The organism is Amycolatopsis sp. A1MSW2902 (genome assembly GCF_017312175.1).
In the GTDB taxonomy this organism is placed as follows: Bacteria; Actinomycetota; Actinomycetes; order Mycobacteriales; family Pseudonocardiaceae; genus Amycolatopsis; species Amycolatopsis nivea.
The window spans coordinates 7858235-7877123 of sequence record NZ_QJPO01000001.1; the positions used below are offsets into that span (position 1 = coordinate 7858235).

General features: G+C 68.8%; 20 protein-coding genes. 10 read left to right on the forward strand and 10 right to left on the reverse strand.

Features of this window, described 5'->3' with window-relative positions:
- Positions 1-44: 44 nt before the first annotated feature.
- Positions 45-1229: a Na+/H+ antiporter NhaA gene (gene nhaA, locus DMP23_RS36720; protein WP_134728515.1), complete on the reverse strand. Its 1185-nt coding sequence runs from the start codon at positions 1227-1229 to the stop codon at positions 45-47.
- 288 nt (positions 1230-1517) lie between these two features.
- Here nhaA and DMP23_RS36725 point away from each other — a divergent pair, with 288 nt between their 5' ends.
- Positions 1518-2975: a peptide MFS transporter gene (locus tag DMP23_RS36725; protein WP_134728514.1), complete on the forward strand. Its 1458-nt coding sequence runs from the start codon at positions 1518-1520 to the stop codon at positions 2973-2975.
- A gap of 49 nt (positions 2976-3024) precedes the next feature.
- Here the strand turns inward: DMP23_RS36725 and DMP23_RS36730 are convergent, their stop codons facing one another.
- Positions 3025-3747 (reverse strand): VIT1/CCC1 transporter family protein, encoded by a 723-nt coding sequence (locus DMP23_RS36730; protein WP_037808379.1) that lies wholly within the window; start codon positions 3745-3747, stop codon positions 3025-3027.
- Positions 3748-3868: 121 nt separating this feature from the next.
- Between DMP23_RS36730 and DMP23_RS36735 the strand changes: the two genes are divergently transcribed.
- Positions 3869-4207, forward strand: coding sequence for a cupin domain-containing protein (locus DMP23_RS36735; RefSeq protein WP_337823774.1), 339 nt, complete (start codon positions 3869-3871; stop codon positions 4205-4207).
- A 63-nt stretch (positions 4208-4270) separates the two neighbouring features.
- On the opposite strand, the gene DMP23_RS36740 is transcribed toward DMP23_RS36735, so the two are convergent.
- The 3 genes from DMP23_RS36740 to DMP23_RS36750 form a co-directional block, all read right to left on the reverse strand.
- Positions 4271-4786 carry a DUF6319 family protein gene (locus tag DMP23_RS36740; RefSeq protein WP_043827095.1) on the reverse strand — a complete coding sequence of 172 codons (516 nt, stop codon included), beginning with the start codon at positions 4784-4786 and terminating at the stop codon, positions 4271-4273.
- A gap of 137 nt (positions 4787-4923) precedes the next feature.
- On the reverse strand, positions 4924-6903 hold the full coding sequence (gene acs, locus DMP23_RS36745; RefSeq protein WP_037808375.1) for an acetate--CoA ligase: 1980 nt from the start codon (positions 6901-6903) through the stop codon (positions 4924-4926).
- Positions 6904-7021: 118 nt separating this feature from the next.
- The gene (locus tag DMP23_RS36750; RefSeq protein ID WP_337823775.1) at positions 7022-7600 is read right to left on the reverse strand and encodes a GNAT family N-acetyltransferase; all 579 of its coding nucleotides are present in this window, start codon (positions 7598-7600) and stop codon (positions 7022-7024) included.
- Positions 7601-7713: 113 nt separating this feature from the next.
- Between DMP23_RS36750 and DMP23_RS36755 the strand changes: the two genes are divergently transcribed.
- The 6 genes from DMP23_RS36755 (at position 7714) to DMP23_RS36780 (ending at position 13189) form a co-directional block, all read left to right on the forward strand.
- Complete coding sequence (locus tag DMP23_RS36755) at positions 7714-8211, forward strand: phosphoribosyltransferase (protein WP_337823776.1); 498 nt, start codon at positions 7714-7716, stop codon at positions 8209-8211.
- Positions 8208-8930: an oxidoreductase gene (locus tag DMP23_RS36760; RefSeq protein WP_337823777.1), complete on the forward strand. Its 723-nt coding sequence runs from the start codon at positions 8208-8210 to the stop codon at positions 8928-8930. The genes DMP23_RS36755 and DMP23_RS36760 overlap by 4 nt, the downstream gene beginning before the upstream one ends.
- A gap of 29 nt (positions 8931-8959) precedes the next feature.
- Positions 8960-9187: a hypothetical protein gene (locus tag DMP23_RS36765; RefSeq protein ID WP_134662040.1), complete on the forward strand. Its 228-nt coding sequence runs from the start codon at positions 8960-8962 to the stop codon at positions 9185-9187.
- Between the two features lie 93 nt (positions 9188-9280).
- Positions 9281-10030: a 3-hydroxybutyrate dehydrogenase gene (locus DMP23_RS36770; protein WP_337823778.1), complete on the forward strand. Its 750-nt coding sequence runs from the start codon at positions 9281-9283 to the stop codon at positions 10028-10030.
- 34 nt (positions 10031-10064) lie between these two features.
- Positions 10065-11372 carry an MFS transporter gene (locus DMP23_RS36775; RefSeq protein ID WP_337823779.1) on the forward strand — a complete coding sequence of 436 codons (1308 nt, stop codon included), beginning with the start codon at positions 10065-10067 and terminating at the stop codon, positions 11370-11372.
- Positions 11369-13189 (forward strand): helix-turn-helix domain-containing protein, encoded by a 1821-nt coding sequence (locus DMP23_RS36780; protein WP_336156730.1) that lies wholly within the window; start codon positions 11369-11371, stop codon positions 13187-13189. The genes DMP23_RS36775 and DMP23_RS36780 overlap by 4 nt, the downstream gene beginning before the upstream one ends.
- Here the strand turns inward: DMP23_RS36780 and DMP23_RS36785 are convergent.
- On the reverse strand, positions 13174-13743 hold the full coding sequence (locus DMP23_RS36785) for a TetR/AcrR family transcriptional regulator (RefSeq protein ID WP_037808368.1): 570 nt from the start codon (positions 13741-13743) through the stop codon (positions 13174-13176). The two genes, DMP23_RS36780 and DMP23_RS36785, sit on opposite strands and share 16 nt — an antisense overlap.
- Before the next feature lie 88 nt (positions 13744-13831).
- On the opposite strand from DMP23_RS36785, the gene DMP23_RS36790 reads away from it, so the two are divergent.
- On the forward strand, positions 13832-14707 hold the full coding sequence (locus tag DMP23_RS36790; protein ID WP_337823780.1) for an aldo/keto reductase: 876 nt from the start codon (positions 13832-13834) through the stop codon (positions 14705-14707).
- A gap of 2 nt (positions 14708-14709) precedes the next feature.
- Here DMP23_RS36790 and DMP23_RS36795 read toward each other — a convergent pair whose 3' ends face one another.
- Entirely contained in the window at positions 14710-15588 is an 879-nt protein-coding gene (locus DMP23_RS36795) for a sigma-70 family RNA polymerase sigma factor (RefSeq protein WP_134662034.1), read from the reverse strand.
- A gap of 83 nt (positions 15589-15671) precedes the next feature.
- Between DMP23_RS36795 and DMP23_RS36800 the strand changes: the two genes are divergently transcribed.
- Positions 15672-16112, forward strand: coding sequence for a carboxymuconolactone decarboxylase family protein (locus tag DMP23_RS36800; RefSeq protein WP_238603934.1), 441 nt, complete (start codon positions 15672-15674; stop codon positions 16110-16112).
- Positions 16113-16181: 69 nt separating this feature from the next.
- On the opposite strand, the gene DMP23_RS36805 is transcribed toward DMP23_RS36800, so the two are convergent.
- From DMP23_RS36805 to DMP23_RS36815, 3 genes are all read right to left on the reverse strand, one after another.
- Entirely contained in the window at positions 16182-16760 is a 579-nt protein-coding gene (locus DMP23_RS36805; RefSeq protein WP_337823781.1) for a hypothetical protein, read from the reverse strand.
- A gap of 16 nt (positions 16761-16776) precedes the next feature.
- Entirely contained in the window at positions 16777-17853 is a 1077-nt protein-coding gene (locus DMP23_RS36810) for a HoxN/HupN/NixA family nickel/cobalt transporter (RefSeq protein WP_043827102.1), read from the reverse strand.
- A 91-nt stretch (positions 17854-17944) separates the two neighbouring features.
- Positions 17945-18874 carry an N-acetylmuramic acid 6-phosphate etherase gene (locus tag DMP23_RS36815; RefSeq protein WP_106961109.1) on the reverse strand — a complete coding sequence of 310 codons (930 nt, stop codon included), beginning with the start codon at positions 18872-18874 and terminating at the stop codon, positions 17945-17947.
- Positions 18875-18889 lie beyond the last annotated feature (15 nt).

The window sequence follows — 18889 nt, forward strand, 5'->3', positions numbered from 1 at the left end:
CGTGGCCGTACGCGAGGCGCGACGGACCGGCGGGAGTGTCGGGATCAACCCGCCTTCGCGTGTACCCGGCTGCGCCGCAGGAGCAGCACGGCGGCGGTCAGCGAGGCGATCGCGGAGGCGATCAAGACAGCCGCCTTGGCCACTTCGGCCATGTCCTCGGGCAGCGCGAGTTCGGCGATCAGCAGGCTGACGGTGAACCCGACGCCGCCGAGCACGGACAGCGCGGCCACGTCTCGCCAGCTCATCCCGCTGGGCTTTTCCGCCACGTGCAGCTTCACCGCCAGCAGGCTCGCCCCGAAGATGCCGACGAACTTCCCGACGACCAGTCCGATGAGGACAGCCAGCGGCAACGCGGTGGTGAAAACCGTCGACAGCGCGTCGCCGTTCACCGAGATCCCCGCGGCGAACAAGGCGAACACCGGCACCGCCACCGCCGCTGACCACGGCTGCAAGCGGTGCTCGAGCCGGACCGCGGGTGCTTCCTCCTCGCCCTCGTCCTCGCGGACGCGAGTGAGCAGCCCGAGCGCGACGCCGGCGATCGTCGCGTGGATGCCCGCCGAATGCACCGCGACCCAGGTGATCAGCGCGATCGGCACGTACAGCCATGGCGTCCGGACGCGCTTGTGCTGCAGGAAGGCGTAAAGCCCGAGCGCGACCACCGCGACCGCCGCCGCGATCAGGTTGAAACTGCTGGTGAAGAGGATCGCGATGACGAGAATCGCGCCGAGGTCGTCCACCACGGCAAGGGAAAGCAGGAAGACCCGGGCGCTGCTCGGCAGGTTCGAGGCGGTCAGCGCGAGCACGCCGAGCGCGAACGCGATGTCCGTGGCCACCGGGATCGCCCACGCCCGGTCGACGCCGGGCGTGCCCCAGGCGATCGACAGCGCGAGCACCGCGGGCACGACCATCCCGCCGACCGCGGCGATCACCGGCAGCACCGCCTGCCGCCACCGGGACAGCTCGCCGACCACCAGTTCTCGTTTGAGCTCAAGCCCCGCGACGAAGAAGAACAGCGCGAGCAGGCCGTCCTTCGCCCAGTCGCCGAGGGTGAGGTTGAGGTGCAGGAACTCCGGGCCGAGCCGGAAGTCGCGCAATGCCTCGTAAGCGGGCGCGAGCGGCGAGTTGGCCCAGACTAGGGCGACCGCGGTGGCGGCGAGCAGGATCAGCCCGCCAGTGGTTTCCGTGCGGAGGAAACGGGCGAATTCGGCGACGGCGCGGGCTGGGGTCACGAAAAACTCCTTGTGGGGACGGCGGCTCTCCCGCCGACCAGACTTCCCGGCACACCGATCTCCAGTTTACCGTCCGCAGTCGCCGATTACCGCCCGCCCGAGACGAACGGCAACCCAGAACTGCCCGATGACGCTCGCATCTGGCCGAGCCGTACGCAAACGCCGGTCAGCCCGTCGCCGCGGCCAAGTTGTCTAGTCCATACTGACGCCGGTTTTTCGTTCACCTGTTCGCCTTCTAGCATGCCAGGAGAGAACGACAACGATGTTGAATACAGGGACGAGGCAGTAGTGAGCACCCCTATCGACGCCCAGGCCGACACCAGATTTTTCGGGCACCCGAGGGGGTTGGCGAACCTCTTCGGCGTGGAGATGTGGGAGCGCTTCTCCTTCTACGGGATGCAGGGCATCCTCGCCATCTACCTCTACTACCAGGCCGACAAGGGCGGCCTCGGGATCGACCAGAGCGCCGCGCTCGGCATCGTCGGCGCGTACGGCGGCACGGTCTACCTCGCCACGGTCGTCGGCGCGTGGATCGCCGACCGGCTGCTCGGCTCCGAACGCACGCTGTTCTACAGCGCCATCGTGGTGATGATCGGGCACATCGCGCTGGCCGTGCTGCCCGGCCTGACCGGCGTCGGCGTCGGTCTCGCGTGCGTCGCGCTCGGGTCCGGCGGGCTCAAGGGCAACGCGACCTCGGTGGTCGGCACGCTGTACGCCGAGGGCGACGAGCGGCGCGACGCCGGATTCACGATCTTCTACATGGGCGTCAACATCGGCGGGTTCATCGGCCCGCTGCTGACCGGGCTCGCCCAGCAGAACGGCGGCTTCCACCTCGGCTTCGGGCTCGCCGCGATCGGCATGGCGCTCGGGCTGATCCAGTACACGATCGGGCGGAAGAACCTCGGCGCGAAGGCGTCCGAGGTGCCCAACCCGCTGCCTTCCTCGCAGCGCGTGCTCGTGATCGGCGTGGCCGTGGTGATCGTCGCCGCGGTCGTCGCGCTGATCATGTCCGGCGTGGTCACCCCGGACAACCTCGCCGACGTCGTGGTCTACGTGGTCGTCGCGATCTCGGTGGTCTACTTCGTCGCGATCCTGTCCAGCAAGAAGATCACCTCGGACGAGCGCAGCCGGGTGCTGTCGTTCATCCCGATGTACATCGCGAGCGCCGCGTTCTTCTCGCTGTACCAGCAGCAGTCGACGGTCGTCTCGGTCTACAGCGACCAGCGGCTCGACCGCGACCTGTTCGGCTGGACGATGCCGGTGTCCTGGGTCAACTCGATCAACCCGGTGTTCATCATCGTGTTCGCCCCGATCATCGCGGCGGTCTGGACGAAGCTCGGCCCGAAGCAGCCGTCGACGCCGATGAAGTTCGTGCTCGGCACGGTGCTCATGGGCGTGGCGTTCCTGCTGTTCCTGCCGATGGCGCACACCGGGCAGAACGGCAGCCCGCTGCTCGCGCTGGCCGGCATCCTGCTGGTGTTCACGATCGCCGAGCTGATGCTGTCGCCGGTCGGGCTTTCGCTGTCGACGAAGCTCGCGCCGGAGGCGTTCCGGACGCAGATGGTGGCGCTGAACTTCCTGTCGGTTTCGCTGGGCACGGCGATGTCGGGCAAGCTCGCGCAGTCCTACGACCCGCACGACGAGGTGCCGTACTTCAGCATCATCGGCGGCGTCGCGATCGTGGTCGGCGTGGTGTTGCTCGCGCTGATCCCCTTCATCCGCAAGTTGATGAAGGGTGTGCACTAGCGCGGCGCAGCCGCTCCGTTGAGGGTGGTGGCGGGGCGGGGTCCGGGCACTAACCCACGGTGGTGCCGAAAAGCACTCCGACGAAGTAAGTGACGAGCATGGTGAGGGCGCCGACGCCGACGTTGCGGACGATCGCGCGCCCCGCCTGCGCGTTGCCGAGCCTCGCGCTCACGAACCCGGTGAGCGTGAGGCCGACGACCACCGCCAGCGCGCACGCCCAGACGCGGACGCTGACCGACGTCCAGGCGATCGCCAGCAACGGCAGCAGCGCGCCGACGGAGAACGCCAGCAGCGATGCCCACGCCGCCTGCCACGGGCTGGTGAGGTTGTCCGGGTCGATGCCGAGTTCGGCCTCCGCGTGCGCCTGCAGCGGATCCTTGTCGGTCAGCTCGCGCGCGACCTGCTTCGCCAGCTCCGGCGAGAGGCCCTTGTCCTCGTAGATCTGCGCGAGTTCGCGTTCCTCGGCCTCCGGCATCGTTTTCAGTTCGTGCTTCTCGAGCCGCAGCAGCGCGCGTTCGGTGTCGCGCTGGGTGCTCACGCTCACGTATTCCCCGCCCGCCATGGAAAACGCGCCCGCGACGAGCCCGGCAATTCCGGCGGTGAGGATGGTGGTGCTGTCGGTGGTGGCCCCCGCGACGCCGACGACGATGCCCGCGACGGACACGATCCCGTCGTTCGCGCCGAGAACCCCGGCGCGCAGCCAGTTCAGCTTGCCGCCGAGGTCCTCGTGCGGTTCGTGCGCGTGCACCGCGTCGCCCATCGTTTCGGTCACGGCTTCAGTGAATCACGGAAATTGTTTCCGCGCGACATTTTCCCGGATTGCAGGAATTCGGTTAAGAAAGGCAATCCTCAATGAATTGTGCCTTGCCTGACCGGGCGAATAGGCTGCCGGGATGGAGCGGGAGTGGCGGACGTTGTCGGTGGTGGAGGGCGTGGCGTTGCGCGGCGGCACCGGGCTGATCCGGGAGCGGGCGCGCGCGGAACACGGTCTGGCGTACGAAATCCGTTATCCGGCGGGCGTCGCGTCGGCCGAGCACAGCCACGACCACGACAGCATCGTGCACGTGCTGGAAGGGCGGCTGTGCGGCACGGTCGACGGCGTGTGGTCCGAACTCGGGCCGGGCGACGTCGTGGTGCATCCGCGCGGCGTGCGCCACCACGTCGAAGCGCTGACCGACAGCCGGTGGATCGAGTTCAAAGCCCCGCTGCCGGGGCGGCCGCCGGTGGGCTGAAACGACGAACGCCCGGGTCCGGAGCCACGAGTGGACACCGGACCCGGGCGAACCGGGTCTGACTCAGTTGTCGAGCTCGGCCAGCGCCGCCTTCGCGGCTTCCAGCTCGGCCTCGAGCTGCGCGACCTTCGCGGCCTGCGCCTCGCGGGCGGCGTTGATGACCTCGTCGATCGGGCCGGACAGGTCGTCGTGCAGTTCCTTCGCCGCGCGCGAAACCGCCGCGGCCGGAACGGCAAGGCCCTTCGCGACCCACTTGGCGCCGTTCTTCAGCTCGGCTTGCCACTCGCCGTCCGCCGTGCCGGTGACGGTGAGCGTGAGCTCCACGGTGCGGGTCTTCTTCGCCGTCGACGCCGCGGCCTTCGGGCGGCCGCGCTTCGGCTTCGGCGATTCGACCGCCGGGGTCTCCTCAGCCTGCGAAGACTCCGGCTTCGGGGCGTCCGCCGGGGCGCTCGAAGCTTCGGGAGCGGCGGTAGGCTCGGCGACTTCCGGGGCCTCCGGGGTGCCGGCGGCCTGCGGCGATGACTCCGCCGCCGGCCCGGCCGCAGTGTCCTCGTCGTGCGTCAAGGCTTCCACGGACATTCGTGTCGTCTCCTTGCCCGGATCTGGGTTGGGTACGCGGGCATCTTAGAACATGCGTTCGATGCCCGCACTTTCAGGGGATCAATGCAGGAAGGGACCCTCCCAGCCGGGAGGGTCCCTTCCTGACGGTGAAGAACTTACTCCTCCTTGCCGGAGTTCAGCCCGGAGGAGATGAGGTCCATGACCGACGAGTCGGCGAGCGTGGTGACGTCGCCGATCTGGCGGTTCTCCGCGACGTCGCGCAGCAGCCGGCGCATGATCTTGCCGGAGCGGGTCTTCGGCAGCTCGGCCACGACCATGATCTGCCGCGGCTTCGCGATCGGCCCGATCTCCTTCGCGACGTGGTTGCGCAGCTCCTGCACCGCGTCATCCCCGCCGTCGACCGCGTTGCCGCGCAGGATCACGAACGCGACGATGCCCTGTCCGGTGGTCGGGTCGGTCGCGCCGACGACGGCGGCCTCGGCGACCGTCGGGTGCGACACGAGCGCGGACTCGACCTCGGTGGTGGAGATCCGGTGCCCGGACACGTTCATGACGTCGTCCACACGGCCGAGCAGCCAGATGTCGCCGTCCTCGTCGTACTTCGCGCCGTCGCCCGCGAAGTAGTAGCCCTGCTCGGAGAAACGGGACCAGTAGGTGTCGCGGAAGCGCTCGTCGTCGCCCCATACGCCGCGCAGCATCGACGGCCACGGCTTGTCCAGCACCAGGTATCCGCCGCCGCCGTGCGGGACCTCGGTGCCGGTGTCGTCCACGACCTTCGCCGAGATGCCCGGCAGCGCGCGCTGCGCGGAACCCGGCTTGGCGGCAGTGACGCCGGGCAGCGGCGAGATCATGATCGCGCCGGTTTCGGTCTGCCACCACGTGTCGACGACCGGCGTCTTGTTCGCGCCGATCTTGTCGCGGTACCAGATCCAGGCCTCGGGGTTGATCGGCTCGCCCACGCTGCCGAGGACCCGCAGCGAGGACAGGTCGTACTTCGCCGGGATGTCCTCGCCCCACTTCATGAAGGTGCGGATCAGCGTCGGCGCGGTGTAGTAGATCGAGACCTTGTACTTCTGGATGATTTCCCAGTGCCTGCCCTCGTGCGGGGTGTTCGGCGTGCCTTCGTAGACGACCTGGGTCACGCGGTTCGCCAGCGGCCCGTACACGATGTAGGAGTGTCCGGTGATCCAGCCGATGTCGGCGGTGCACCAATAGACGTCTTCGCCCGGCTTGTGGTCGAACACGACATTGTGGGTGTACGCGGTCTGGGTCAGGTAGCCGCCCGAAGTGTGCAGAATGCCCTTCGGCTTACCGGTGGTGCCCGAGGTGTAGAGGATGAACAGCGGGTGCTCGGAATCGAACGCTTCCGGCTTGTGCTCGGTGGACTGCCCGTCGACCAGTTCGTGCCACCACAGGTCGCGGCCCTCGGTCCACGGCGTCTCGCCCTCGAGGTCGCTGCCGGTGCGCCGGACGACGATGACCTTCTGCACGGTTTCCGCGCCCTGCAAGGCTTCGTCGACGTTCGCCTTCATCGGCGCGGCCTTGCCGCGGCGGTACTGGCCGTCCGACGTGATCACGATCTTCGCCGCCGCGTCGTCCACCCGCGCGCGCAGCGCCGTCGGCGAGAAACCGCCGAACACCACGCTGTGCAGGGCTCCGATGCGCGCGCACGCCAGCATCGCGAAGATCGCCTCGGGCACCATCTGCAGCTGGATCGCCACGACGTCCCCGGCGACGACGCCCAGCGACGACAGCGCGTTCGCGGCCTTCGAGACCTCGTCCTTCAGCTGCGCGTAGGTGATGTCGCGCGTGTCGCCCGGTTCGCCGACCCAGTGGATCGCGACCTGGTCCCCGTGGCCGGACTCGACGTGCCGGTCCACGCAGTTGTACGCGACGTTCAGTTTCCCGCCCACGAACCACTTCGCGAACGGAGCATTGGTCCAGTCCAATACCTGGGACCACTTCGTGTCCCACGACAGCCGCTCCGCCTGCCCGGCCCAGAACTGCTCCCGGTCAGCGTCCGCCGTCGCATACATATCGGCCTTCGCGTTCGCCTGACCAGCGAACTCGTCGCTGGGAGGAAACGTGCGGCTCTCCGTGAGCAGGTTGTCCAACGCTGGGGACTGCTCGGTCATGGTGCAAAGCCTCCTGTAGTGCGAACCCGCGGCTCAGGGAACGCTAGCGACGTTAGTCCGCCTACGACAAGGTTGCAGCCACGTTGCGCGCACAGCGCCAAGCGGAGTGCGGCGAGGCTCAGCCGAGGCGGGCGAGCAGCCGGGCACGGGCGCCCGGCCACTCGGCGTCCGTCATCGAGTAGAGCACCGTGTCGCGGGTCGTGCCGTCCGGACGGATCCGGTGCGCCCGCAGCACCCCTTCGCGCAGCGCGCCGAGTCGTTCGATGGCGCGTTGCGACCGGAGGTTGCGGTTGTCGGTTTCCCACGCGACGCGCTGGGCGCCCCAGTCCTCGAAGGCGTTGCGCAGCAGGAGGAATTTGGACTCGGTGTTGAGCGCGGTGCGCTGGAAATCCGCGCCGATCCAGGTGTGCCCGATCGAGAGGATCCGGTGCTTCGCTACTACCTGGTAATAAGAAGTGGTTCCGGCGACGCGGCCGGACGCGACGTCGATCTGCGCCCACGGGCGGCGGTCCGGGTCGGCGAGCGCGTCCTTCACCATCGTCTCGGCTTCGCCGAGGTCGGCGGGCTGGCGGAGGCTCAGCCAGGCCCAGATGCCCGGGTCGGCTCCGGCTTCGAACAGGCCGGCGGCGTGCTCGAGGCCGAGGGGTTCGAGCCGTACGTGGCGGCCGGACAGAATGGGGTGCTCGCTCCAGGTCACGGACTCACGCTACGACGGCGAGTGGCTGTGTCGAAGTGCCATTTCCCAGTCATTTCAGCAGTCCACTTTACGGCCGCTTATGCTCGGCGGACCACCCGAGAAAGAGAGCGCGCATGGCCGAGGAGCGAGAAAACCTCACCTGGGAGTTGTTCGGTTCGGCGAGCCGGGAGCTGGCGGAGGCGGTGGCCGAGGACGGGTTCGCGCCCGACCTCATCCTGTCCATCGCGCGCGGCGGGCTGTTCGTCGCCGGCGCGCTCGGGTACGCGCTCGACGTGAAGAACCTGCACGTGATGAACGTCGAGTTCTACACCGGCGTCGACCAGCGGCTGGACCTTCCGGTCATGCTGCCGCCGGTGCCCAACGTGGTGGATCTCACACACAAGAAGGTGCTGGTCACCGACGACGTCGCGGACACCGGCGCGACGCTCAAGCTGGTCCGCGACTTCTGCGCCGACCACGTCGCGGACGTGCGGTGCGCCGTGGTCTATGAGAAGCCCGCCTCGACGGTGAAGTGCGAATACGTGTGGAAGCGGACTGACCGGTGGATCAACTTCACCTGGTCGGTGCTGCCTCCGGTGGTGGAGCGCGCGGGGCAGGTGCTCGACGCATGAGTGATCCCCTGAAGCCGTTGCTGGAGCTGGACGGCGTCGCCGCGGCAGCCAAAGCCGCGCAGGACGCCGTCTTCGCCGTGCACCGGCTGCCCGCGAACCTGCGGGGCGGCGCGGAGACCGCGGCGGAGGCTTCGGTTCGGGCAGCTCGGGCTTCGGCGGGGAACGACGGGGCCAATCCCGAACTGCCGGAAGACGGTTCGGTGACCGACCCGCTGCTCGCCGGGGCGCTGCGGGTCGCGGAGAAGCTGGAGTCGTTGCTGCCGACGTGGCGGCGGGCTCCGCTGCAGACGGTCGCCCGGCTGCACTTGCTGGCCGCGTCGGACGTGGTGTCCGATCCGGATCAGCTCGGCCGTCCGCAGCGTGGCGGCGAGCGGCTGGAGATGCTGGCTCAGCTCGTCACCGGCGCGACCTCGGTGCCCGGCCCGGTGCTCACCGCGGTGGTGCACGGCGAGTTGCTGGCGCTGTCGCCGTTCGGTTCGGCGGACGGGGTGGTCGCCCGGGCGGCGGCTCGCCTGTCGATGGTGGCCACCGGGCTTGACCCGAAGGCGTTGACGGTGCCGGAAGTCGCCTATTTCCGGCGGGTGCCACGGTATGTCGAGCTGGCGCAAGGGTTCGCTGGCGGCACGGCCGACGGCGTGCGCGAGTGGCTGCTCTTCTGCTGCGAGGCGTTCGAAATCGGGGCGAGCGAGGCGCGGAGCATCTCGTCGGCCGCTGGCTGACCCGGGCCGAGCTGTGTGATGCTGAAGGCATGATCAAGCCTGGAGGACGCGACCTCTGCCGTCGGCGACACGCCGAAACCGGCGCGGAATGCTGCCTGCCGGATACCCATTACCCGCGGCCGCATTGCGACGTCTCGGGAACCAGTTGGCACGACGGCCTTTGCCCGGACTGCCATGGCGGTGGTGCCGTGTTCGACGCGGTGTGTCCCACCTGCAACGGCCACGGGTTCGAGCTGATCGTGATGGACGAAGATTAAGTTTCCAGCGTGGGCTGACCACATAGAGAATCAGCGTTCTGTGGTGGATTGACCCATGGTCGCCCAGGTCGGAGCGACTTACTGTTTCCGGCCATGACCAGTGACAGTTCCCTCGCCGGGCGCACCGCGCTGGTGACCGGCGGCGGCAGCGGCATCGGGCTGGCCTGTGTGCGGGCGTTCGGCGCGGCCGGGGCCAAGGTGCACGTCGTGGACGTCGCCGGGGCGGAGGCGGCTGCCGCTGAGGTCGGCGGGCAGGCGCACGTGGTGGACCTGACCGACCCGGCGGCGCTGCCGAGGTTGCCCGCGGACGTCGACGTGCTCGTCAACAACGCGGGCGTGCAGCACGTCGCCCCGTTGCCGGAATTCCCGCCGGAGCGGTTCGCTTTCATCCAGTCGTTGATGGTGACCGCGCCGTTTCTGTTGATCCGCCAGTGCCTGCCCGCGATGTACGCGCGCGGCTGGGGACGGATCGTCAACATGTCCAGCGTGCACGGTGTGCGGGCGAGTCCGTACAAAGCTGCTTACGTCACGGCGAAACACGCGCTCGAGGGACTGTCCAAAGTGGCCGCTCTCGAAGGTGCCGAGCACGGCGTGACTAGCAACTGCGTGAACCCCGGCTACGTTCGTACGCCGCTCGTCACCGGTCAGATCGAAGCGCAGGCGGCCGAGCACGGGGTGCCGCCGGAAGAAGTGCTGGAACAGGTTTTGCTGCGCCGGGCCGCGATCAAGCGATTGATCGAACCCGAGGACGTCGCCGATCTCGTGGTGTGGCTGTGCGGCGAGTCCGCCGCGCACGTCACCGGCGCGTCGCTTCCCGTTGACGGCGGCTGGACCGCTGGCTGAATCCCCCTTTCCCCACAACGGAGTGGAGTCCATTATGGACAAAAAGCTGCTGCGCGTCGTCGGAGCCGGGCTGATCGGAACCACCATCGAGTGGTACGACTTCTTCCTCTACACCTCGGCCGCCGCGCTGGTCTTCAACAAGCTGTTCTTCCCGACCGCCGACCCGCTCACCGGCACCCTGCTGGCCTTGCTCACCTACGCGGTCGGCTTCCTCGCGCGGCCGATCGGCGGGCTCGTGTTCGGGCACTTCGGCGACCGGATCGGACGCAAGAAACTGCTGGTCGTGAGCCTCCTGATGATGGGCGGCTCGACGTTCGCGATGGGGTTGCTGCCCACCTACAGCGCGGTCGGCGTGCTCGCGCCGGTCCTGCTCACGCTGCTGCGGCTGATCCAGGGCTTCGCGCTCGGCGGCGAGTGGGGCGGCGCGGTGCTGCTGGTGTCCGAGCACGGCGACGACCGGCGGCGCGGGTTCTGGGCGTCGTGGCCGCAGACCGGCGTTCCGGCCGGGAACCTGCTGGCCACGGCGGTGCTCACGATCCTGGCGTCGGCACAGTCGGACGCGACCTTCCAGGCTTGGGGCTGGCGGGTTCCGTTCTTGCTTTCCGGCGTGCTGGTGGTGCTCGGTCTCTGGATCCGGCTGGCGGTTTCGGAATCGCCGGTGTTCATCGCGGCGAAGGCTGCCGCGGACGAGCGTGAGCAGGCACCGATTGTCGACGTTTTCCGCGGGCACTTCCGCGCGCTGGCAGTGACGTTCGGCGCGCGCATCGCGGAAAACGTGTCCTACTACGTGATCACCGCGTTCATTCTCGTGTACGTGACCACCGGACTCGGCCTGCCGAAGGCGACCGGGCTGACCGCGGTGCTCGTCGCGTCGGCGGTGCACTTCGTGACGATTCCCTTGTGGGGCTTGCTGTCCGACAAGATCGGCCGGAAGCCGGTGTACCTGTTCGGCGTGGTCGGGATGGCCGCTTGGTCGTTTGGTTTCTTCTGGCTGCTCGACTTGCGCACGACAGGTTCGGTGATCGGCGCGGCGGTGATCGGGCTGGTCGTGCACGGTGCGATGTACGGGCCGCAGGCGGCGTTCTTCGCGGAACAATTCCCGACGCGCGTGCGCTATACCGGGCTTTCGGTCGGCGGCCAGCTGTCATCCATCGCGGCCGGTGCGGTCGCGCCGTTGATCGCGGTGGCGCTGTTCGAGGCGTACCACTCGACGGTGCCGGTTTCGGTCTACGTGGTCGCGATGTGCCTGTTGTCGCTGGTCGCGCTGCTCGCCGCCCGGGAGACGCGCGGCGCGTCGCTGCACGAGACGGCGGCCGAACGGCAGGCTTCAATGACAGCATGACGGGTGTGGACCCCACTGCCGAGGCGTATCGCCGGCTGCTCGAACTGCTCGCCGCCGGAGCGAGCAGCGAGCAGCTGGCGCACGTCGCTGCCCGGGGGTTGTCCGCGGAACAGTCCGCCGCGATCGGTTCGGCGACCGAGCTGGCGTTGCGGATCCGCGAGACGCTCAGCGAGCACCGGCGGCGGGAAGCCGAGCTGACCGCGTTGTTCGACACCGCCAGCGACCTCGCCCGGTTGCGCGATCCGGACGCGGTGCTGCGGTCGATTGTCCGGCGCGCGCGGACGTTGCTGGGCGTGGACGTTTCGTACCTCAGCCTCAACGACGAGGCGAACGGCGAGACGTACATCCGGGTCACCGACGGGTCGGTTTCCGCGCTGTTCCAGCAGATTGTCCTGGGGATGGGCGAGGGGCTCGGCGGGCTCGTAGCGCAAACCGCGCGTCCCTACGCGACCGCGGACTACTTCGAGGACGAGCGGTTCCGGCACACGAATCCGATCGACGCGGGTGTCCGCGAGGAGGGGTTGAAGGCGATCCTCGGCGTGCCGCTGGCGATCGGCGGCAAGGTGTTGGGCGTGCTGTATGCGTCCGACCGGTCGTCGCGGGCATTCTCGACGGCGGAAGTCGCGCTGCTGTCATCGTTGGCCGCGCACGCCGCGATCGCGTTGGACACCGCGCATCTGCTGGAAGAAACGCGATCCGCGGCCGCGGAACTGAACGCGGCCAACGCGACGATGCGCCGCGCCGACGACGCGCACGACCGGTTGATGGACCTCGTGCTCGGCGGCGCGGATTTGCCTGCGGTGGCGGCGGAAGTGGCCGGTGTGTTGCGCGGATCGATCGCTGTGCACGACGAGGAAGGCGGCCTGCTGGCCGGTACTGCGGTCGATTTTGACGCTGCCGCGGTTGCTTCATCGCACGCCAATGGACGCGCTGTGTCCACAAAGGACGCATGGGTCTGCGCAGTGCGGGCGGGCCGCGAACTGCTCGGCAGCCTGACGCTCTCCGGGCGGCCCGAGCTAGCCGGGGACGATCGTCGGCTCTTTGAACGGGCTGCGGTTGTCACGGCGTTGCTGTTGCTGCTGCGTCGTTCCGTCGCGCAAGCCGAGGATCAAGTACGCGGCGAGTTGCTGACCGACCTGCTTACCGCGCCGACTCGTAACCCGGGCTCGTTGGTCGCTCGCGCACGCCGGTTGGGGGTCGATTTGTCGGCACCGCACGCGGTTTTGGTCGCACATGCGTCCGGCATTTCTCGACGCGGGCTCGCCGCAGCCTGTGCACGGTACGGGGATTTGGTCGGTGTTCACGCGGAGCAAGTTGTCGCACTCGCTCCGGATCAGCCTGCGGCAGCAGGGATCGCGGCCGAGCTGAAGTCCGTTGTGGACTGTCCGGTGACCGTCGGCGCGGCTGGTCCGGCGAGTGGCCCGGAAGCGTTGGCGCAGGCGTACACTGAAGCTGTTCGATGCGTTAATACCCTGCTCGCTCTCGGCCGCGAAGGCGACGGCGCGGCGATGGCCGACCTCGGGTTCCTCGGCGTCCTGCTCGGCAGGCATTCCGACCTGTCTGGCTACGTCCGCGCGACACTCGGACCGGTCCTCGACTACGACGCCCGCCGCGGCACCGACCTTATCGGCACGCTGCGTGCGTACTACGCGGCAGGCGGGAATTTGGCGCGGGCAAAGGAAACCCTGCACGTCCACGTCAACACGGTCGCGCAGCGGATGGAACGCCTCGCGGTGCTGCTGGGCGAGGATTGGCGCGAGCCGGAACGCTCGTTGGAGATCCAGCTCGCGCTGCGCGTGCATCAACTCGGCGGCTGACGGACCCCGGCGAGGATCAGATCGAGCATCCGGTCCAGTTGCTCCGGCCCGTCCGGCAGCGTCCGCATGCTGCACGCACCGACCACCGTCACGACCACGTCCTGCGCCCGGACGTCCGTTCGAAGCGTGCCATCGGCCGCACCAGCGTCCATGATCAGCTGGACGGCCTCGGTCAGTTCGGCGCGGACTTGCGTCATGTCGACCGTGCCCGCCTCGATGATCGCGCGCAGCGTGTCGGCCATGTCGTACTTCGTACTCGCGTACTCGGCGAAGCGGTCCATCCACCGGCGCAGCGCGCGAAGCGGCTTCTCGCTCTCAAGCAGCTTCGGCGCACTCGCGACGACCTGAGCCAACTCGTCCCGGTACAGCGCTTCGACCAGTGCTTCGCGGGTAGGGAAGTGACGGTAGAGCGTCCCGATGCCGACACCCGCTTCGCGCGCGACGCGCTCCAACGTCACTGGCTCGTCGCCTTCGCCGAACGCTTTGCGGGCAGCGGCGAGCAGGCGAAGCCGGTTGCGTTCGGCGTCCGCGCGCGGTTTCTTGGCGCTCGACAAAGCGGAGGGTCCTCCGATTCTGCTACGGTGGAAATACGGAGGCGCCTCCGCATCATCTTTCACTATGCCACGGCAGGAGTCTTTCCTCATGACGGCAACCACTGCTCCAGGCGGCACCGCGAAGCTCGCCGGCCGCGAGGTCGCGCGAATCGGCTACGGCGTGATGCAACTCGGCCGCCCCGGAACCGACCGCGCTGACCAGGTGAAACTGCTGCGCGAGGCGGCCAACGCGGGTGTGAACCACCTCGACACCGCCCAGTTCTACAGCGACGGCCGCTGCAACGACCTGATCCGCGAAGCCTTTGCGCCCTATCCGGACGACCTGGTCGTGGTGACCAAGGTCGGCGCCGAGGAATCAGCGCAACGGCTCCGGCTCGCGCAACAGCCCGAGCAGCTGCGGGCGCAGGTCGAGGCCAACCTCGCCGCGCTCGGCGTCGAACAGCTCGACGTGGTCAACCTGCGCCGCGCGGACGCCGGACCCGGCCTGATCGCGGAAGGCGACCAGCTCGTCGACATCGACGACCAGCTCGCCGAGCTGATTTCCCTGCGCGACGCGGGAAAGATCGGCTCGCTAGGGCTCAGCAACGTGTCCGCCGACCAGCTCCGGCACGCGCTCGGAGCCGAGATCGTCTGCGTGCAGAACTCCTACAACGTGCTCTACCGCGCCACGGAACCGGCGCTGGAGCTGTGCCGGGACCACGAAATCGCCTGGGTGCCGTACTTCCCGCTGGGCTCCGCGTTCGAGCTGGGCCAGGACGTGCGCGGCAATCCGGTCGTGACCGGGATCGCGGCCGAACTCGGCTGCACCCCGGCGCAGGTCGCGCTGGCCTGGCTGTTGCAACGCTACGCGGGCACGCTCCTGATCGCGGGCACGGCGAGCTCCGCGCATCTCGCCGAAAACCTCGCGGCCGGCCAGGTGCAGCTGCCCGCCGAAGCGGTAGCCGCCCTGGACCGGCTCGGCTGACCTCAGAAGTTCAGCGCCGCGATCCGCTCGACGTCGGCGAGGATGTTGATCTCCGTGATCAACCCGTCGGCCACGGTGAACGACAGCACCGAAACCGCCTTCCCGTCGCGCCGGGCGACGAAGCCAGGACCGCCGTTGACGGTCGCGTACTGCGACACCAGACCGTCCGGGCGGAACTGCGACGCGCTGCCCGCGACCTCGGCCGCGCCGCGCACGACCTTCGAGCCGAGTCCGCCGGTGTCGACGCGCAGCAGGGCGTCCGGGTGCAGCAGGGCGACGAGCCCCTCGAGGTTGCCGCCGCGCGCGGCGGTGAGCCAGGCGTCCGCGATCTTGCGCTGCTGCGCTCGATCCGCCGGACCGGCCGGGGTCACCCCCTGCACGCGGCGGCGCGCCCGGCTCGCCAGCTGCCGTACCGCGGCGGTGTTCTTGTCGAGCATCGTCGCGATCTCGTCGAACGGCACGGCGAACATGTCGTGCAGGACGAACGCGAGCCGTTCCGCCGGGTCGAGCGCCTCCAGGACCACCAGCAGGGCGAGCCCCACCGAGTCCGCGAGGACCTCCTGTTCCGCCGGGTCGACGCCGTCCCCGGTCTCCACGACCGGGTCCGGCACCCGGATGTCCAGCGGGTCCTCGCGCCGGCTCGCGCGCGAGCGCAGCATGTTGAGGCACTGCCGCGACACGATCGTCGTCAGCCAGCTGCCGGTGTTGCGGACGTCCTCTCCCGACGACCGCGTCACCCGCAGCCAGGTCTCCTGGATGGCGTCGTCGGCCTCGGCGAACGAACCGAGCATCCGGTACGCCACCGCCCGCAACCTGGGCCGATGCTCCTCGAACTGAGCCGCCCAAAAATTCTCGTCCTGTTTTTCGTCCCGCACTGTCACATCTTCTCCTTGGGCCGGGTCATACCAGCAAGACCCGCCGAACGAGGCGGGCGTGACAGGAGGAGATCACCATGCAGGCTCGGATGACCCACCCGATCCAGGTTCAGCCGGACGCCATGAAGGCGCTGATGGCGCTGAGCAAGGCCACGAACGACAGCACGGTGCCCGCGACCACGCACCACCTGATCCACCTGCGGGTGAGCCAGATCAACGGCTGCAGCATGTGCGTCGACATGCACTCGCGGGAGATGAAGGAAGCGGGCGAGAAGGACGAGCGGATCTGGGGCGTCGGCGCGTGGCGCGAATCGCCCTACTTCACCGACGCCGAGCGTGCCGCGCTGGACCTGGCCGAGCACGTGACCCGGCTCGCCGACCGGTCGGACCCGGTGCCGGACGAGGTCTGGGACGCCGCCGCGGACATCTACGACGAGAAGGAGCTCTCGTCGCTGCTGCTGTCCATCGCCGGCATCAACGTGTGGAACCGGCTCAACGCCGCGATCCGCCAGCCGGTCGGCTCGTTCTGAGGCGCGCTGGGGGTACTGGGGGTGGTGCCGGGGCGGCGGCAGGGGGATCCGCCGCCGCTCCCGGCAGCTTCACACGCTCGCGGGCAGCTGGTCCCGGATCGCCGCGACGGCGGCCCGCGGATCGTCGGCCCAGAGGTCGAGCCGAGTGATCTCGACGGTGCCCTTGCGGCCGAGGTCGACCAGCCGCGGTGCGCACAGGGTGACCGAGATGTTGGTCGCCTGGCTGATTCCCACGGCCAGCACGCCGTCTTCGGGCACGCTGACCCCGCCGCGTTCCTTGAGTGACCGGCTCGCCTGCCGGACCGAATCGATGCTGGCCAACGGGATCCGATGGTCGAAGAAGGACAGATACCGCACGCGGAGCCCGTCGCGGCTGACTGCGTGCGGGTACTTGTAGAGCGTCGCGACGAGTGCCAAGAACGCGAGCGCGCCCAGGATTTCCAGCACCAGCAACACGATCCGCACCGGAACCGACTTCACCACGACCTCGACCAGCACGATGTCGACCGGGTTGACCGCCAGCATCACCCAGAACAGCGGACGGATGCCGCGGCTGTAGTGGATCGCGACGCCGTCCGGCGGCACGTCGGTCTGGCGGCGGAACACGAGCGCCAGCGCTCTGGCCAGTATCGGCAGTTGTCCCTTCACAGTGCCCCCTGCGGTGTCAGTCGGCGGCACCCAGCCGCGCGGCCCACTTCTCCTCTATTCTCCCGAATTTCCAGATCGCGAACGCGGCCGACCAGGTGATCACGAACAGCCCGACGATCGCGAAGCCCACGTAGTCGAGGTCCACCGAGGCGATCGCGGCGAGCGGGCCGGACGTGATGCCGAGCTTCTCGGCGAGCAGCGTCACCAGTTCGATGGTCCCGATGCCGAGCGCGACCGCCACGGAAAGCGCGGTGACCGTGAGGTTGTAGTAAATCTTCCGGATCGGACGGGAAAACGCCCAGCCGTATGCGTAGTTCATGAGCACGCCGTCGGCGGCGTCGAACAGGCTCATTCCGGCGGCGAACAAGATCGGCAGCACGAGAATCGCGTACCAGGGCAAGGAGAACGCGGCCGCGCCCGCGGCGAGGACGAGCAATCCGATTTCCGTCGCGGTGTCGAAACCGAGTCCGAAAAGGACTCCCACCGGATAGATGTGCCACGGCTTCCGCACCGCTTTGGTGGCTCCGCGCAACAGCCGGTTCATCAGGCCGCGGTTGTCGAGATGACGTTCCAGTTCCGCCTCGTCCAGTTCGCCGCGGCGCATCCGGGCGAACACGCGCGCGATCCCGACGAGCACGACCAGGTTCATGATCGCGATCAGGTACAGGAAAACCCCGGACACCGACGTGCCGATCAGGCCGGTCGTCTCGTGCAGCGCGGAACCGTCGTCCTCCAGTTGTCCGGCGATCGCGCGGACGCCCGTCGACAGCAGCAGGCACAGCGCGAAGACGATCGTCGAATGCCCGAGGGAGAACCAGAACCCGACCGACAGCGGACGCTGCCCGTCGGCCATCAGCTTGCGCGTGGTGTTGTCGATGGCGGCGATGTGGTCGGCGTCGAACGCGTGCCGCATGCCGAGCGTGAACGCGGTGACCCCGAGGCCGATGCCGAACGTGCCGCCCGCACCGAGCGCGTAATGCTCAGGCGCGACCACCAGCACCAGCAACCCCCAGCCGACGAGGTTGAGCAGCAGGATCACGGCCGCCATGCCGCCGATCGACCACCGGTCGCCGCGAGTGAGCCGCTGCGTCATCGCCGTCCTCTCGCTCGCCGGAAAGCCGTGAAGGGCCCCTTGCGGGAATCAGATTCTCGCAAGGGGCCCTTCACGGACAATCGGGTAAAGCTCAGCCGGCGCGCAGGTGCAGCGAGTCGAGCGCCTTGCGGACGTGCCCGCCCGCCGCGGACAGCGCCTCGGCGGAACGCGTGACGTCGCAGCCGGACAGCAGGTGCACGAGCGCGACCTTGAGGTCGCCGCCCGCTTCGGTGAGCGCGTCCGAGCAGTCGGCCATGGTCATGCCGGTGGCTTCCTGCAGGATCCGGATGGTGCGGCCGCGCAGCTTCGCGTTCGTCGCGCGCATGCTCACCATCAGGTTCGAGTACGTCTTGCCCAGCTTGATCATCGTCGCGCTGGAGAACGCGGTGAGGATCAGCTTCTGCGCCGTGCCCGCCTTCATCCGGGTCGAGCCCGCGATGGCCTCCGGACCGGTGGCGACGGCGATCAGGACGTCCACGCCAGCCGGTTGCGCGGCGCGCGGGTTCGCCGAGACGAGCCCGGTGTGCGCGCCGATCCGGCTGGCTTCGGCGAGCGCGCCGAGCACGTACGGAGTGCGCCCGGAGGCCGCGAGACCGAGCACGAAATCGCCCGGCCGCACCGACCCGGCGATTTCCGCCGCGCCGGCGTCCGCGTCGTCCTCGGCGTTCTCGACGGCCTGCCGCAGCGCCTTCTCACCGCCCGCGTGGTGGGCGATGAACCAGTCGCCGGGCACGTTGAACGTCGGCACGAGCTCAGCCGCGTCCAGCGTCGCGAGGCGGCCCGAGGTGCCCGCGCCGACGTAATGCACGCGCCCCCCGCCGCGCAGCGCCTCGACGGCGTAGTCGACCGCGCGGGCCAGCTGCGGCAGCACCGCGGCCACCGCGTCCGGCACCCGGCGGTCCTCGGCGTTGATCGCGCCGAGGATCCCCATGGTGGACATCAGATCGATGTCCACCGTGCGCGGGTTTCGTTGTTCGGTGGGCGAATCGACGTGCACCGTCTGGCAAGGGACGGACATCAGATCCTCGCTTCTTGG

Bases quoted from the DNA above. Each gene is read 5' to 3' on its own strand.
- DMP23_RS36735 (WP_337823774.1), top strand. From the start codon at position 3,869: ATGGAGCGGGAGTGGCGGACGTTGTCGGTGGTGGAGGGCGTGGCGTTG.
- DMP23_RS36740 (WP_043827095.1), bottom strand. From the start codon at position 4,786: ATGTCCGTGGAAGCCTTGACGCACGACGAGGACACTGCGGCCGGGCCG.
- acs (WP_037808375.1), bottom strand. From the start codon at position 6,903: ATGACCGAGCAGTCCCCAGCGTTGGACAACCTGCTCACGGAGAGCCGC.
- DMP23_RS36755 (WP_337823776.1), top strand. From the start codon at position 7,714: ATGGCCGAGGAGCGAGAAAACCTCACCTGGGAGTTGTTCGGTTCGGCG.
- DMP23_RS36760 (WP_337823777.1), top strand. From the start codon at position 8,208: ATGAGTGATCCCCTGAAGCCGTTGCTGGAGCTGGACGGCGTCGCCGCG.
- DMP23_RS36765 (WP_134662040.1), top strand. From the start codon at position 8,960: ATGATCAAGCCTGGAGGACGCGACCTCTGCCGTCGGCGACACGCCGAA.
- DMP23_RS36770 (WP_337823778.1), top strand. From the start codon at position 9,281: ATGACCAGTGACAGTTCCCTCGCCGGGCGCACCGCGCTGGTGACCGGC.
- DMP23_RS36775 (WP_337823779.1), top strand. From the start codon at position 10,065: ATGGACAAAAAGCTGCTGCGCGTCGTCGGAGCCGGGCTGATCGGAACC.
- DMP23_RS36780 (WP_336156730.1), top strand. From the start codon at position 11,369: ATGACGGGTGTGGACCCCACTGCCGAGGCGTATCGCCGGCTGCTCGAA.
- DMP23_RS36790 (WP_337823780.1), top strand. From the start codon at position 13,832: ATGACGGCAACCACTGCTCCAGGCGGCACCGCGAAGCTCGCCGGCCGC.
- DMP23_RS36800 (WP_238603934.1), top strand. From the start codon at position 15,672: ATGACCCACCCGATCCAGGTTCAGCCGGACGCCATGAAGGCGCTGATG.
- DMP23_RS36810 (WP_043827102.1), bottom strand. From the start codon at position 17,853: ATGACGCAGCGGCTCACTCGCGGCGACCGGTGGTCGATCGGCGGCATG.